This is a genomic window from Stenotrophomonas sp. LC732 (assembly GCF_052446685.1).
GTDB classification, from domain to species: Bacteria; Pseudomonadota; Gammaproteobacteria; order Xanthomonadales; family Xanthomonadaceae; genus Stenotrophomonas; species Stenotrophomonas muris.
In genome coordinates, this window is sequence record NZ_CP199214.1 from 4,718,315 (window position 1) to 4,731,715 (window position 13,401).

A 13,401-nucleotide genomic window follows, 5' to 3' on the forward strand; every position below is an offset into this window, starting at 1 on the left:
CGCGTTCCAAGCCTTCCTCGCGTGCGCGCGAGATAGTGGGCTGAAACGAAGAAGGCCACCCGGAGGTGGCCTTCAGTCATTTCGCGGCGTGCAGCGCCGCAGGTTGTTCCATCAATCGCTTTCGCGCCTCCGGATCAAGATCGATGCCGCGCAGTTGCAGGATGCGCTGGAAGGTTCCATCCGTGTTGAAAACCAGCATCACGTGCTTGATCTGTGTATCGGAACGCCCCGTCCAAACACTGGACTTCGACTGGACGTGCTGCCAGAGGTACCCGATGGCTCCGCTTTTGCCCACGGTCGAACTCTGCGGCTCGGCACCGAGCAGCGCGACCGTTTCGGCGAGCGTAGTCTTTCCAACTTCCAACTGAGCGAGGTTGGCGGCGTTGAACTCCTGCCCAATGGTCGCCTTCGCGGCGGTCAGTAGCAGCAGTGCGATGAGAGCGAAATAGAGCTTCTTCATGGTGACTTTCTCCTTGTCGTCTTGCGGGCTTTGACGGCGACGGAGGACTCCTCCGGGGTGGATCGGACTTCGTGAACGAACCCGTCGATGGTGGACTGCAGCAGGTCCGACTGCCCCAGCGCCGCGCCGACCAGGATGTCGCGAACGAGCGCCTGGTAGCTCTCAGGAAGGTCCAGCGTTGACGCCTTCTGTGACGCATCCGAAAGCAGCTTCATTCGCCGGCCCAGCTCGACCTCTGCTGGTTGCGCGAACACCGGGCCGCTGCCCGTGGCGAGGTACTCGGCGCGCACGTGTAGTTTTTCCACCAAGCCACGCATTTCATCCGAAGACAGCTTCTTGACCCGCCCCGAGGTCAGGTTCTTTACGCGATCGATAGATATACCAAGCCTTTCAGCCAGGTCGACCTGCCTGAATCCCCCGTCTTCCATGATCTGGCGGATGAGTGAAGAAACCACACGAACCCCTTGCAAGGTGTACTTTTTACACTTAGGATTGTTCCGGAGTCGTCAACGGCCCTTTTACACCCCGGCAATAAGAACCGAAGGATAACCCAATGCGTTCCACTGACCCCGGCCTTGATCTTCACAAACGTGTGCGCGCCGGCTTCGTACTGCAGGGCAAGACCCTGACCGAGTGGTGCCGTGCCAACGGCACCACTGTGACCAACGCACGTGCCGCATTGCTTGGCACCTGGAACGGCCCGAAGGGCCGCGCGATGCGCAGCCGGATCGTGAAGGCGGCCTGCATCGACCGGGTGCAGGCATGAACGCCCCGGCACAGCAACCCGTGCGGCGGGCGTTGCGCCTGATCTTCGCCCTGCAGGGGCACGCCTTCGACGGGCTGCGCCTCAAGCAGTTGGCCGATTCGATCAAGGCAACGCCTTCGACGGTCCTGCGTGACCTGGAGGTACTGGCCGACGAAGGCATCGCAGAGCGCATCGCCGGCCGCGATGAGTACTGGCGCCTTTCCCCCCGACTGATCCAGCTGGCTCGCGCTCACGAACAGGAGCTGGCGCGTGTGCGCCAACGCCTGGAAGAGACCGAGCAGCGCTATTCCCGCAACCCCAACTGATCGACGAGGACAGCAATGACCAAGAAAGACACCGCAGGCCGCAAGGCAGTCGCACAGGCCGAGGTAGTGGGACCGGAGTTCATTGGCAAGACCGACGCCAATGACGCGGCACAGATGGAGCAGATGCGTGAGCGCCAGCTTGCGCTGGTTGAACAGTTCGGCGAGGGTCTTGCATGGCACCCGGACCACTACGAAGCGGCGATCCGCCGCGAGCTGCATCGCGGGTGCGAAGCTTTCCTGCGCGCTGGCAGCTACCTGCTGGTGGCTCGCGAGTGCAGCGTCCACGGAGAGTGGGCGGGAATGCTGCAGCGCTTGGGCATGGAACCGCGTCAGGCACAGCGGATGATGGAAGCGGCCCGGCGTGTTGCTGCCTTGCCGAATGCGTCGACGTCGACGCAATTGGTCACCGCGATCAAGAGCGAGAGCAAGCTCATCGAGCTGCTTTCGCTGCCGGAGGAGCAGTTCAAGGAGCTGGCGGAGACCGGTGAGACCGGCGAACTGGAACTCGATGACGTCGGCAACATGTCCGTGCGCGAACTGCGCGAGGCCGTCCGCAACGCTCGTGCTGATATCGAGGCAAAAGACCAACGAATCAGCAAGTTGTCCGATGACCTGAACAGGGAACATGAGAAGACGACCAAGGCGCAGCGGCGCTGGAAGACCGCCGATGCCGATCAACAGCTGATCATCCTCAAGCAGGCCGTCACCGAGGCCGAGCAGGCCGTCCTGGCCGCGCTGGGCAATGGAAAGGCCGGGCTGATGGCGGCGTTCCGCACACTCGCCACGCACGCCTCCGAGACCGATCAGGACACCGACGCAGCGGTCTTCCTCAGCGACACCATCGGCCGCCTGCTCAATGCGGTGCGCACCGTGCGTGACGACGAGGAGCTGCCGCTCTCCCTGCCGCTGGTACATGACGGCTCGGAGGCCTAAGCATGTCCGCCGAAGCCCTCATCCAAGCGGCGGCCGGCAAACTGCTGGCGGCGCCGCACGGTAGCAAGAGCCGCATCGCGGCCGAGCTGGCCGAGCAGATGGGTTGCTCGGTTCAGACCGCCTACCGTCGCCTGCAGCAGGCGACGGGCGGCATCAAGCCCCGCAAGAAGCGATCGGATGCCGGTGAACTCGCGCTCACACGCGACGAAGCCGCCGCCATCGCCGCCCTGGTCGAAGAGACCCGGCGCCTCACCGGCACCGGCACCCTGCCGGTCGAGGACGCCGTGGAGATTCTGCGCGCAAATGACCGCATCGAAGCGCTGCGCGTCGACAAGTCCACCGGCGAACTGGTGCCGTTGAGCGTGTCCTCAATCTGCCGCGCCATTCGCGCTTACGGCTTCCATCGCGACCAGCTGGCTGCACCGACTCCGGCTGCACGCCTGGCATCGCCGCATCCGAATCACCTCTGGCAGATCGACGCCTCGGTGAGCCGCCAGTTCTACCTGGCAGCGAATGGCACCGAGGTGATGGACAAGCGCCGCTTCTATCGCGGCAAGCCGGAGAACTTCACCAAGATCGCCGAGAACCGCTTGTGGCGTTATGCGATCACCGACCACGCGAGCGGTGCGATCGAGGTGTTCTACGTGCTGGGTGCCGAGAGCAGCGCCAATCTGCTGTCGGCCCTGATCCACGCGATGACGCGGCGCGAGATGGGCACGATGCACGGTATCCCGAAGCTGCTGATGATGGACCCCGGCAGTGCGATGGTTGCGGCGACGACGCGCAGCTTCCTGTCAGCCTGCGGCATCGAAGTGATCATCAACGAGGTCGGCAATGCCCGTGCAAAGGGCCAGGTGGAGAACGCGAACTACCTGATCGAGACCCACTTCGAAGCGATGCTCAAGGCCAGGTCGCCGGTCACCAGCCTGGAGGAGATGAACACCCTGGCCCAGCAGTGGGCGCGGGCGTATAACGCAACCCGCATCCACACCCGCACTGGCATGACCAGGCGCGATGGATGGCTGCGCATCACCCCGGACCAGCTGCGCATTGCTCCGGATGTCCAGGTACTACGGCAGCTGGCTACCAGCACGCCGAAGCCATGCACGGTGCGTGACTGCATCATCCGCTTCCGTGGCAAGCAGTACGACGTGCGTGGCATTCCGGGCCTCATCAACGGCCAGCGCGTGGACGTGGTGGTCAACGCGCTGGAGCCGGACAACAGCGTGCGTGTGCTGATGCCGGGCGAACAGGACAGTGCGCCGATTCACTTCGTTGCACCGCGCCTGCAGCACGACGACTGGGGCTTCCTCGATACCGCTGCCCAGGTTGGCACTGAGTATCGGGCCGCGCCCGAGACGCCGGCGGACGCGGCGCGAAAGGAACTGGATCGCCTGGCGATGGAGGTCAAGAGCGACGCCGAGGCGATCGCCGCGCGCAAGGCCCGCCGCGTGCCGTTCGGCGGCAAGGTCGACCCGATGAAGCACATTCGCGAGGCGAATGTCGCTCCCAGCCTGCCGCGATCGGGAACCCTGGCCGAGCTGGACGCGCCCCAGGTGCTGGCAGCTCAGCGCATCGAGCCCGAGGTGGTCCGGGCCGAGCTACCCGCGCTCAACCACGTTGAGGCCGCCATGCGCCTCAAGCCGCTGGTCGAGCGGTCGGGCAATACCTGGTCACCGGAAATGTATGCACGCACCAGCCAACGCTGGCCCGAGGGTCTGCCGGTGCATGAGGTCGAGGCCTGGGCGATCGCCCTGGTCGAACCCGAACGTGGCGGCCTGCGCGTCATCAACGGAGGTGCCGCGTGACGCTGCGTCTGAAATCGATCCTCGCCCGCGCCGGCATCAAGCAGGGGACGCTGGCAAAGGCGGTATCCCTCAGCCGCCCGGCCCTGAATGCCTTGATCAACCACGGCGTGCTGCCGACTGGCTGCGACCAGCCCCGAGTCCGGTCCGCCATCTCTGTGTTCCTGCTGGAAAGCGGCGCCCCGGCCGTCGACTGGCACCTGAAAGAGGAGCCGGCGTGCGCTAACACGCCGGCCCCGGTTTCCCCACCGCAAGACCCCGATACCGCTACCGAAATCAACGACGAGGAAGACCCTATGCTACTGCGATACCAGGCACTGACCCCACAGGCCCGTAGGCACTTCGGCCTGCCGGGCAACCCTTTCGCCGACCCCGCCAGCCACGACGAGGTCTTCCTGTCCCCGGATATCCGGTACGTGCGCGAGAGCATGTATCAGATCGCCCGCAATGGCGGTTTCGCTGCCGTGATCGGCGAGAGCGGTGCAGGCAAGTCGACCCTGCGCGAAGACATGGTCGATCGCATCCAGCGCGAGGAGCAGGCTGTCATCGTGATCCAGCCCTATGTGCTGGCCAGCGAGGGCAGCGACAGTGTCGGCAAGACCCTTCGCAGCCACCACATCGCCGAGGCGATCATGGCAGCGGTGTCGCCGCTGGCCAAGCCGAAGAGCAGCCCGGAGGCCCGCTTCCGCCAGCTGCACGAAAGCCTGCGCGATAGCGCCCGCGCTGGCCACAGCCACGTGCTGGTGATCGAAGAGGCGCACAGCCTGCCGTTGCCCACGCTCAAGCACCTCAAGCGCTTCCGTGAATTGAAGGACGGCCTGCGCCCGCTGCTGTCGGTGATCCTGATCGGCCAGCCCGAGCTGGGCGACAAGCTTTCCGAACACAACCCGGAAGTGCGGGAGGTCGTGCAGCGCATTGAAATCATGCACCTGCCCGCGCTCGACGGTGAGCTGGAGAACTACCTCGCGCACCGCTTCCGCCAGCTGAGTGTGCCGCTGGAGAAGATCATGGATCGCTCTGCGATCGAGGCGCTGCGGGTGAAGCTGGTGCCGCCACGCGGTACGGGAACGCTGCTGTATCCGCTGGCGGTCCAGAACACCCTGGCAGCAGCCATGAACCGTGCGGCCAACCTGGGCGTGCCGACCGTCACCGCCGACGTGGTCCGGGGGGTCTGAGCATGGCGATCGCTTCCACCGCCGAAGGCACTCAGTACTTGCGCGGGTTTGCTGTCCAGGTGCTGCGGGATGCGGAGCTGCCGCATCGCCAGGTGACGGTCATGCACCGCGACATCTTCCGCCGCGCAGGCATCGAATGGCGGGACGGCCAGAGCATGGACACCTGCCTGGCCGGCCTGTCCCAGCAGCAGCTGCGCGCCCTTATCGATCAGCTCCGCGATGACGACCAGGACGAGGAGGAATGATGGCCGTGCCCACCCTAAAACGCTGCCTTGGCCAGTTGCGGAATCGCCAGCACCACAGCGCTAAGCATCCTCAGCGGAGGAAAGCCATTGGGGCGCTGGTGCATGCACCTCTGTTCCCAACCGCGTCGCGTGTGGGAACGGTACAGGTCCAGGATCCTGAGACCAGGCGTGATTACACGGTCGAGGTCTGGATTCACAGCGGTGTGATGGTGATTTCGCACGCCACCGACAAGCGCTGGCTGTTGGAACTGGACGAGATCCTCGACCTGGCCATCGCTGCTGGCATCGATAGGGGGGCCGACTGACATGCAGCTGGCCCTGCTACCGCAAGAGCTGTCCCCCGAGGCGGTGCTGGCGGAGCTGCAGGGCCGCCGTGGTGCCGTCAACGGCATCACCGCCCGCGACCTGGTGCACGCCGTCACGCAGCGCTTCAACACCACCGACGAGCGGCGGCTGCGCCAGATCATCGAGAAGCTGCGTCGCGATGGGCATCCCATCTGCGCCCACCCAGCGAACGGCTATCACTTGGCCGCCAGCGCGGAAGAACTGGACCGGTGCTGCGAGTACCTGACCGGTCGCGCCATGACCTCCCTGCAGCAGGTGTGCGCCATGAAGCGCGTAGCCCTGCCGGATCTGTACGGACAACTCGGGCTGACCAAGCCCATCACCGACGAGGACACCAACGATGAACGTTGATCGTAGCTCTGACATGCTTTTCGCTGCCGCCAACACCGCGCGCGAACTGGAAAACGCCGGCATCGACGTGCTGGCCCATTACAGCAACGGGCGCCGCCCGGTGCTGATCATCACCCAGCCGCCGGCTGACATTGAAGGCCATCTCAAGCGCTGGAGCCCCAATGGCAGTGGCGGCCGCGATCGCGTGCTGGCGGCGGAGTACCAGGGCCTGCAGCTGGAATGGACCGAGCGTCCACCGGTGGTCGTCACCATCCGCTCCAGGCGCGACACCTTCGAAAGCCGCGAGGTGGTGCTGTGACCGCGCCGAGCATCCGCCTGCAGGCGGCGTTCGCCTCCGTGCTGGGCACCAGCATCCTCGATTCACGCACGCTGATCGACGGCGTCATGGCCCACGGTTTTGAGTACCGCGGCTACGTTCAGCACGCCCTGACCAAAGCAGTCCAGTGCGGCATGGTCGAGCATGTCGGCGGCCGACTGGCCAGGCGCTACCGCCTGAACCAGGACTGGAAGATCGACCCGAGACAGTTGGCCGCCGCCCAGGCTCAGCACGCAAAGATGGCCAGCAGCGCGCCGAAGCGCTGCGATGGCGAGCGCCGCACACAGGGCGCTCAGCAGTACATCGGCCCGGCGATCAACGAAGGACCGCTGCTGCCTTCGGTCGGCACGCCATGCTTGTCACAGGAGGAGCGCGAGGGCGAGCTGCCGCCGTACCTGGGCGGGCGCATCGTGGATTCCCTGCATTCGCACTTTGACCGAATCCTCGGCGGGGTGGAGTGATGGCTCGCACTGGCCGCCAGCGATACGACCACCTGCGGGCGATGCGGTTTGCCTTGTGGGCCAAGGCGCAGGACCAGCGCTCCCTGACGCCGCTGCGCATCGCGCGTCTGCTCGGCATTTCCCTCGACGCTGCTCGCCGATGGCGAGCCGATTGGTTCACAGCTGTCAGCCCCGTCCACGTCGAGGGCGTCCCTGAGCAGCTTCGCCCCATGTACCTGCATACCGATTCCGCCGTCCAAGGAGGCACCCAATGACCACCAGCACCATTCCCGAAGGCTACCGCGAGGATCGCAAGGGCCGCCTCGTTCAGGAGAACCAGATTGCGGCGATCGATCTTGCCCGCGACCAGCTGGTCGCCGATCTGAGCGATAACGCAAAGAAGCTGCAGCAGCTGCTGATCGACTTCAGGGCCAGCGCCTTCGGCGATATCGCGGCGTTCGTCCAGCTCAGTGCTGAGCAGTACGGCGCCCGCATCGGCGGCGACAAGGGCAACGTCACCCTGATGAGCTACGACGGGCGCTTCAAGATCGTTCGCGCTGTGCAGGATTCGATCCAGTTCGACGAACGTCTGCAGGCGGCCAAGGCTCTGATTGATGAGTGCCTCAACGACTGGACCGAGGGCTCGCGCGCCGAGCTACGCACCCTGGTGAACAACGCTTTCCGCGTCGACAACGATGGCAGTATCAAGACCGGTGAAGTGCTGTCCCTGCGCCGGCTGAAGTTCGACGATCCGCGCTGGACGCAGGCGATGGCGGCGATCAGCGATGCAGTGACCGTGGTGGGCAGCAAGACCTATGTGCGCTTCTACGAGCGCGATGCACAGGGGCAGTACCAGCCCATCAGCCTGGATATTGCGGCGGTGAAGCATGTCTAACCATGCCCTCCACGACGCCTGCTACCTGGCGGTGCTGGCCAGCGACATTGCCGACGCCACCGTGCGTTCCGAGGTCGAGCTGTTCGCCTACGAGCAGCGCGACGAGAACGGCCATCCGATGTTCGACACGCGCCAGGGCGCCAATTCCCCGGCGGACCTGCAGCGCGTCAACAACGCGATCGCCTATATCGAGCGTCGCGGAGCCGCTGCGTTCCCCTGGGACATGAAGCGGCGAATCGACGCGCCAACCCTGGTCCAGTTCTTCGACAAGGAGCATTCCGATGAACGGTGAACAGCGACTTTCCACGTGCTGCCCCAGCTGCGGCGTCGCCGCGCTGTTCGCGAGCCTCGCCACGGTCGAAAACGATCCTGAGCAACTGGTGCTGTATGTGATCTGCCAGGAGCAGGATGGCGGCTGTGGCATCGAGTACTCCTTTATCGAGCGCCTGCAGGCGCCGGGGGTGGCTGCGTGATCGCTTACTGCTGGGCCACCGGCGTGATCGAGTTCGGCGAACACCTGCCGGAAAACGCAATCCTCGTTGCCAGCGGCGATGCCGCGCAGCTGCACAAGGTCGTCAGCGCCCGCGCCCGCCACGGTCAGGGCGAGAGCCAGGGCTGCCTGCTGGTGCCCGGCGTCCCCGAAGCGGCCGACCAGGCCGCGAAGGGGGACGCGCTCGGCCACTGGCTCGCCTGGTGCGCCCAGGTGCCGAAGGGCCTGCGGTGGGGTGGGATGGCCGACGCTCCGGCTCGCCGCGATCCGCTGACCAGGAAGACCCAGGTCATCGCGGTCGTCCGAGACGGCGGCCGGATCGTCGCCGGCTCCCGGCCGGGTATCCGCCGACTGCTCGATTCGCTGGGTGAAGAGGTTCCCGCCTGGCAGACCGCCCTTTCCGCCGCCCAGGCCCAACTGTTGAAGGAGAAGAACTGATGTCTGCGCAAACCAGCCGCTGCCAAGGCATCCGCCGCTATAGGGTGGAGCAGGACTGGGGCGATGCTGAGGTCACCCTCAGTGTCGACCACCGCGTCCTGACCACCGAATTGGCCACGCAGCTGAACAAGTTCTGGACTGGGGCCGAAGAGCGCCTAGAAGCGGCTGATGGTGACGTAGTCATGGCCGTCATCAAGATGGCGGCCGCTGAGTTCCTAGGCTGGGTTCTCGACGTGAACCAGAGCCTCAACGTCGTAGGCATGCAGAAGGAATTCGACGAGTTGGAAGGCTGGTGTGGGGCAAACGGTGCCATTCGCCTTGCTGACTTCGACGGCCGACCGGATCTCGATTCGGAGCTTCTGCGCGTCACGGAGCTGGAGGTCTGATGTTCATCCGGAACGTCACGATGTTCCAGTTCTCACCGGTGATCGACTGGTCGCAGGTGGAGAAGCTGCTGCCGCTGTCCCAGCTGCAGCCGGTGGGGTCGCTGGAACTGTCGTCTCGCGGGTTCATTTCTCCGTATGGGCGTGAGAGCGGAGCGGTGTTGTCGAACCGCTTCGGCGCGTTCCTCTGGCTGGCGATCGGCACGGAGACCAAGATCATTCCGGCCGCGAGCGTCAATGAGATGCTGGAGACCAGGCTGCAGGCGCTGGAAGCGCAGGGCCGGCGTCCAGGTGGCCGCGAGCGGCGGCGTATGAAGGACGACCTGCTGCATGAGCTGCTGCCTCGCGCCCTGGTCAAGTCGGCTCGCGTGGACATGTTCGTGGATACCCAGCGGGGCATTGCATTCGTAGACACCAGCAGCAGCACGGTCGCGAGCGACGCCGTGTCAGAAGTGAGGAGCCTGCTTGGGAGCTTCCCGGCCAGTAGGCTCCGCGCTGCGGTCGCCCCGCGTTCCGTGATGACCGGCTGGGTCGCTGGCGAGCAGCTCCCGGCCGGTCTGTCCTTGGGCGAGGAATGTGAGCTCCGCGACCCGGTCGAAGGCGGTGCCACCATCCGCTGCCAGCACCAGGAACTGCGCTGCGATGAGGTGGAAAAGCATCTTGAGGCAGGGAAGCAGGTCTATCGGCTGGCTTTGGTCATGGAGGACACCCTGTCCTTCGTGATCAGCGACGACCTGGTCATCCGGAAGCTCAAGTTCCTCGACGGCGCCCTTGACTCATTGGCAGAACTGGCCGAGGAGGAGCAACGGCAGGAACTGGACGCCCGCTTCGCGCTGCAGGCCGGCCAGCTCAGCAGGCTGTTCGACGTACTGCAGCTCACCTTCCAACTGGAAGAGGAGGCCTGAGCAATGGCCCGCAGCCGTCCGCCAACCGATCGCCGCAAGCGCACCTTGGCGGCCATCCATGCCGCTGCCAAGGCGCTCGGCCTGGCCGAGGACGTCTACCGCGACCTGGTGCAGCGCGTGTCCGGCCAGAGCGGCCAGCCGCAGCGTAGCGCTGGCAGCTGCGACCAGCGCCAGCTGGACGCGATCGCCAATGAACTGCGCCGCCTGGGTGGCATGCCGGCGCGCGCGGCCCGTGCCGCCGAGCGCTGGGCCGGGCGTCCCAAGGGCGATCTGGCTCCTCAGCTGGCCAAGGTTGAGGCACTCCTCGCCGACGCCGGCCGGCCTTGGGCCTACGCCCACAGCCTGGCATTGCGCATGTGCAAGGTCACCCGCATCGAGTGGTGCAACAAGGAGCAGCTGCAGAAGGTGATCGCCGCTCTCCAGTACGATGCGAACCGTCGCGCACATGCTGTACCGAAGGACGTCCCATGAGCAGGAACCTGATGGAAGCGCGCCGCAGTGAGCTTTTGGCCGATGCCGCCGCCCAGGCGGCTGACGTCGCCAGGGAGCTGGGGCTCGACCAGGACCGCGCCGACCAGGTGGGGGCAGCGGTTGCTGACCGGCTGGCCGAGAACTGGTCCGGCCAGGTGCTTTCGTTCCCCAAGAATCACGCCTTCAAGCTGAGCCAGCGAGAGCGTGAGATACTGGCCGCCCACCGCGACGGGGCCTCCTACGCGGAGCTGGCCAGGAAGTACGACATGACTGAACGTGGCATCCGCAAGCTGATCCGACGCGCCGAGCTGCGCGATCGCGACCTCCGCCAGATGGGGCTTTTCGCTCCCTGAGCCAATTGCACGTAGTGCAATCTCTTTGCGAGGCGGGCTTTCAACTTCCGCCATCTTCCGGGGTCTTCCGGCTAGATATCGCAGCCTCCCCCCTGATATATCTCACCCCTGCACAGCTGGCGTTCCAACATTGCCGGAACATTGCCTGGCCTACCGGGCGGCTTGCGCATTCATCTAGCGGCAGGCGGCATGAAGCAAGGCTGAAAGTGGCTTTTACCGCTCAGCTGGCAGAAAGGGAAAGGGCCGCGCATGGCGCGGCCCCTCCCGGTCTGCAAGGCGCTGCGGGCTCAGACGCCCATGGCCTTCTGCGCCTGGCGGGTCTGTTCCTGCTGCGCGTCCTGCTGCTGGTGCAGCACGTTCGGCGCGCCCTGCACCGCGCCGCTGCTGAGCGCCATGCTCTGCTCGCTGGCGGTGCGGGTTTCCACCGCAACGCGGCTGGCCGCCGGGTCACCGACCGTGCCCTGCACGGCGAACAGGCGCTCACCGTTCGGGCTGGGCACCACCGCGTCGATGCGCTGCAGGCCGGCGGCATGCGCCTCCCTGGTCAGGGCCGCTGCGGCGCTTTCCAGCGCGTGGCGGTCCTTGAAGGTGCCCGCCGGCATCCGCTCCAGGCCTTCGGTGGCCTGCAGGTACATCGGATTGCGCGGGTGCCGCTCGTCGTTCAGCAGCGGGCGCTCGCGGGCCTCCTTGATCGCATCCAGCGTCTTTGCACCGACGATGCCGTCGGCAACCAGCCCGTTGTCCTTCTGCAGCTGGCGTACCGCCGCTTCGGTATTGCGGCCGAAGCGGCCGTCCTCGGCCAGCGGCTTGCCGTCGGCCCCGGCATAGCCGAGGTGGCCCAGCTGCTCCTGCACCTTGCGCACGCCCTCGCTGTGCGCGCCCGGCTTGTACAGCTCGGCGTGCGGGGCGGCAGCGGCCTTGTGTTCGGCCGCAGGCTTGCCCTGGGTCTGCTCATGCGATTGGGTGCGGCTTTCCAGCAGGTCGCGCGCCTTGGACAACGGGTCCGACGCGAACAGCTTCCAGTGCGGGTGGTCCTTCACCTGCTTGAGGTAATCCTCCACCGGCATGGTGTGCACGCCCTTGCTGCCGGTGGACTGGCTGATCAGCAGCTTGTCGGTATTCGGGTCGCGCACCACCATCACGATGTGGTCGATGCCATTCCAGTGCTCGTGGCGGGTCCTGGCCGTATCCAGGCCGATGACCATGCCTTCCTTCAGCGCACCGGGCTTGAGGATGGCGTCGCGCTCGAGCAGCACGCCGGACTGTTCGACGGCCTTGTGCACGATGCCGCCGGAACCGAGGTTGCCCAGGTCGATGCGGTCGGCCTTGCTGAAGACAGCGTGCCCGGCCTTCTGGTTGATCTCGTCCATGGTCCGGTTCTGCAGGGTGCCGACCCAGCCGGAGCAATCGATGTAGCCCTGGTCCACGTTCTTGCCGGTCTTGCCCGGCACGTACAGCGCGTGGCCCGGGATGTTGATGGCGTACTTCACATCGTCGTACTTCACGCCAGCGTCGTACGCGGCGTGCAGTTCGATGCCCGGCTTCGGCGCAGCAGGAGCCGTTGCGGTCGCCGCCAGCGTGGCCGCAGCGGCACCCACTGCGGCGGTCTGCGCAGGTGTGCCTGGAGCCTGGGCCTGGCCCGGTGCCACGGTCTGCGGCGTGATGTGCTTTTCCGGGATGCTGATCGCTGCGTACTTGTGGATGTAGTAGCTGGAGAAGGTCCGCGCCAGGTCGCCGTCGTTCATGCCACGCATTTCGGCCAGGGTGTGGCCGGTCAGCGCCTTGGCATCGGACCCGATCTGGTTGAGCACGTTGCGGCGCATGTTGATCTCTTCGCCATGGCCGTTGCGGACCACGCCGAAGGTGCCGGTGGCGATCGCGGTCTGCACCGAGCCATAGCCGGCGCTGCCCTGCTGGTGGGCCAGGTACAGGTCCAGGCCGGTCGGCGTGTCGCCGCCGGACAGGTACGGGTGGCCGGTGCGCTCATTGCGGCGCGCCATCGAGCCCAGGTTGTCCTGGTACATCTGCGCGGCGGCTTCGGTGTTGCGGGTCGGGTCGAATTCGTGGCCGGTCAGGTGGTATTGGCGGGCCGAGCCGGGCACGAACTGGAACAGGCCTTTGGCGCCGGTCGAGGTGTTGTGGGCGCGCTCGTTGAAGGTGCCGCCGGTCTCGATGTGCGCGAAGCGCATGAAGTCATCGACCGGGATGCCCTTCTGCCGGGCGACCTGCTCGACGATGTCCAGGACTTCCTTTTTGCTGTAGTCATGCTGTGCCATGACGTTTTCCTCGGGGTTGATGGAGCGGCCGATGCCGCGAATCGCCAAC

At 65.7% G+C, this 13,401-nt stretch carries 21 protein-coding genes; 18 read left to right on the forward strand and 3 right to left on the reverse strand.

Annotated features, from left to right (window positions below; translation table 11 throughout):
• Positions 1-76: 76 nt before the first annotated feature.
• Both ACT6SE_RS22155 and ACT6SE_RS22160 read right to left on the reverse strand, forming a co-directional pair.
• The gene (locus ACT6SE_RS22155; RefSeq protein ID WP_046428363.1) at positions 77-460 is read right to left on the reverse strand and encodes a hypothetical protein; all 384 of its coding nucleotides are present in this window, start codon (positions 458-460) and stop codon (positions 77-79) included.
• Positions 457-915, reverse strand: a complete 459-nt coding sequence (locus ACT6SE_RS22160) for a helix-turn-helix domain-containing protein (RefSeq protein ID WP_046428366.1) — start codon at positions 913-915, stop codon at positions 457-459. Before ACT6SE_RS22160 ends, ACT6SE_RS22155 begins: the two co-directional genes overlap by 4 nt.
• A 98-nt stretch (positions 916-1,013) precedes the next feature.
• Here ACT6SE_RS22160 and ACT6SE_RS22165 point away from each other — a divergent pair, with 98 nt between their 5' ends.
• The 18 genes from ACT6SE_RS22165 to ACT6SE_RS22250 all read left to right on the forward strand — a co-directional run bounded on the left by ACT6SE_RS22165 (position 1,014) and on the right by ACT6SE_RS22250 (position 11,076).
• On the forward strand, positions 1,014-1,226 hold the full coding sequence (locus ACT6SE_RS22165; RefSeq protein ID WP_046428369.1) for a hypothetical protein: 213 nt from the start codon (positions 1,014-1,016) through the stop codon (positions 1,224-1,226).
• Positions 1,223-1,531 carry a helix-turn-helix domain-containing protein gene (locus tag ACT6SE_RS22170; protein ID WP_032960500.1) on the forward strand — a complete coding sequence of 103 codons (309 nt, stop codon included), beginning with the start codon at positions 1,223-1,225 and terminating at the stop codon, positions 1,529-1,531. The genes ACT6SE_RS22165 and ACT6SE_RS22170 overlap by 4 nt, the downstream gene beginning before the upstream one ends.
• A gap of 15 nt (positions 1,532-1,546) precedes the next feature.
• Positions 1,547-2,464 (forward strand): hypothetical protein, encoded by a 918-nt coding sequence (locus ACT6SE_RS22175; RefSeq protein WP_046428371.1) that lies wholly within the window; start codon positions 1,547-1,549, stop codon positions 2,462-2,464.
• A gap of 2 nt (positions 2,465-2,466) precedes the next feature.
• Complete coding sequence (locus ACT6SE_RS22180; protein WP_444811070.1) at positions 2,467-4,272, forward strand: hypothetical protein; 1,806 nt, start codon at positions 2,467-2,469, stop codon at positions 4,270-4,272.
• Positions 4,269-5,444 (forward strand): ExeA family protein, encoded by a 1,176-nt coding sequence (locus tag ACT6SE_RS22185; protein WP_046428374.1) that lies wholly within the window; start codon positions 4,269-4,271, stop codon positions 5,442-5,444. The genes ACT6SE_RS22180 and ACT6SE_RS22185 overlap by 4 nt, the downstream gene beginning before the upstream one ends.
• Before the next feature lie 2 nt (positions 5,445-5,446).
• Entirely contained in the window at positions 5,447-5,689 is a 243-nt protein-coding gene (locus ACT6SE_RS22190) for a hypothetical protein (protein WP_046428377.1), read from the forward strand.
• Positions 5,689-5,994: a hypothetical protein gene (locus ACT6SE_RS22195; RefSeq protein WP_152665600.1), complete on the forward strand. Its 306-nt coding sequence runs from the start codon at positions 5,689-5,691 to the stop codon at positions 5,992-5,994. Before ACT6SE_RS22190 ends, ACT6SE_RS22195 begins: the two co-directional genes overlap by 1 nt.
• A 1-nt stretch (position 5,995) precedes the next feature.
• Entirely contained in the window at positions 5,996-6,385 is a 390-nt protein-coding gene (locus ACT6SE_RS22200) for a hypothetical protein (RefSeq protein WP_046428381.1), read from the forward strand.
• On the forward strand, positions 6,375-6,683 hold the full coding sequence (locus ACT6SE_RS22205; protein ID WP_152665601.1) for a hypothetical protein: 309 nt from the start codon (positions 6,375-6,377) through the stop codon (positions 6,681-6,683). The genes ACT6SE_RS22200 and ACT6SE_RS22205 overlap by 11 nt, the downstream gene beginning before the upstream one ends.
• Entirely contained in the window at positions 6,680-7,162 is a 483-nt protein-coding gene (locus ACT6SE_RS22210; protein WP_032960487.1) for a hypothetical protein, read from the forward strand. Before ACT6SE_RS22205 ends, ACT6SE_RS22210 begins: the two co-directional genes overlap by 4 nt.
• A gap of 250 nt (positions 7,163-7,412) precedes the next feature.
• Positions 7,413-8,036: a DUF3164 family protein gene (locus ACT6SE_RS22215; RefSeq protein WP_046428389.1), complete on the forward strand. Its 624-nt coding sequence runs from the start codon at positions 7,413-7,415 to the stop codon at positions 8,034-8,036.
• Complete coding sequence (locus tag ACT6SE_RS22220; protein ID WP_046428392.1) at positions 8,029-8,328, forward strand: hypothetical protein; 300 nt, start codon at positions 8,029-8,031, stop codon at positions 8,326-8,328. Before ACT6SE_RS22215 ends, ACT6SE_RS22220 begins: the two co-directional genes overlap by 8 nt.
• Positions 8,318-8,509, forward strand: a complete 192-nt coding sequence (locus ACT6SE_RS22225) for a hypothetical protein (RefSeq protein WP_046428395.1) — start codon at positions 8,318-8,320, stop codon at positions 8,507-8,509. Before ACT6SE_RS22220 ends, ACT6SE_RS22225 begins: the two co-directional genes overlap by 11 nt.
• A complete protein-coding gene (locus ACT6SE_RS22230) occupies positions 8,506-8,964 on the forward strand; it encodes a hypothetical protein (RefSeq protein WP_414616901.1) in 459 nt (152 codons plus the stop codon). Before ACT6SE_RS22225 ends, ACT6SE_RS22230 begins: the two co-directional genes overlap by 4 nt.
• A complete protein-coding gene (locus ACT6SE_RS22235; RefSeq protein ID WP_052728150.1) occupies positions 8,964-9,350 on the forward strand; it encodes a DUF2528 family protein in 387 nt (128 codons plus the stop codon). The genes ACT6SE_RS22230 and ACT6SE_RS22235 overlap by 1 nt, the downstream gene beginning before the upstream one ends.
• Positions 9,350-10,252 (forward strand): recombination-associated protein RdgC, encoded by a 903-nt coding sequence (locus ACT6SE_RS22240; protein WP_046428400.1) that lies wholly within the window; start codon positions 9,350-9,352, stop codon positions 10,250-10,252. Before ACT6SE_RS22235 ends, ACT6SE_RS22240 begins: the two co-directional genes overlap by 1 nt.
• A gap of 3 nt (positions 10,253-10,255) precedes the next feature.
• Positions 10,256-10,723 carry a regulatory protein GemA gene (locus tag ACT6SE_RS22245; RefSeq protein ID WP_046428405.1) on the forward strand — a complete coding sequence of 156 codons (468 nt, stop codon included), beginning with the start codon at positions 10,256-10,258 and terminating at the stop codon, positions 10,721-10,723.
• A complete protein-coding gene (locus tag ACT6SE_RS22250; RefSeq protein WP_046428407.1) occupies positions 10,720-11,076 on the forward strand; it encodes a Mor transcription activator family protein in 357 nt (118 codons plus the stop codon). The genes ACT6SE_RS22245 and ACT6SE_RS22250 overlap by 4 nt, the downstream gene beginning before the upstream one ends.
• Before the next feature lie 287 nt (positions 11,077-11,363).
• Here ACT6SE_RS22250 and ACT6SE_RS22255 read toward each other — a convergent pair whose 3' ends face one another.
• Positions 11,364-13,352 carry a peptidoglycan-binding protein gene (locus ACT6SE_RS22255; RefSeq protein WP_032959398.1) on the reverse strand — a complete coding sequence of 663 codons (1,989 nt, stop codon included), beginning with the start codon at positions 13,350-13,352 and terminating at the stop codon, positions 11,364-11,366.
• Between the last annotated feature and the right edge of the window lie 49 nt (positions 13,353-13,401).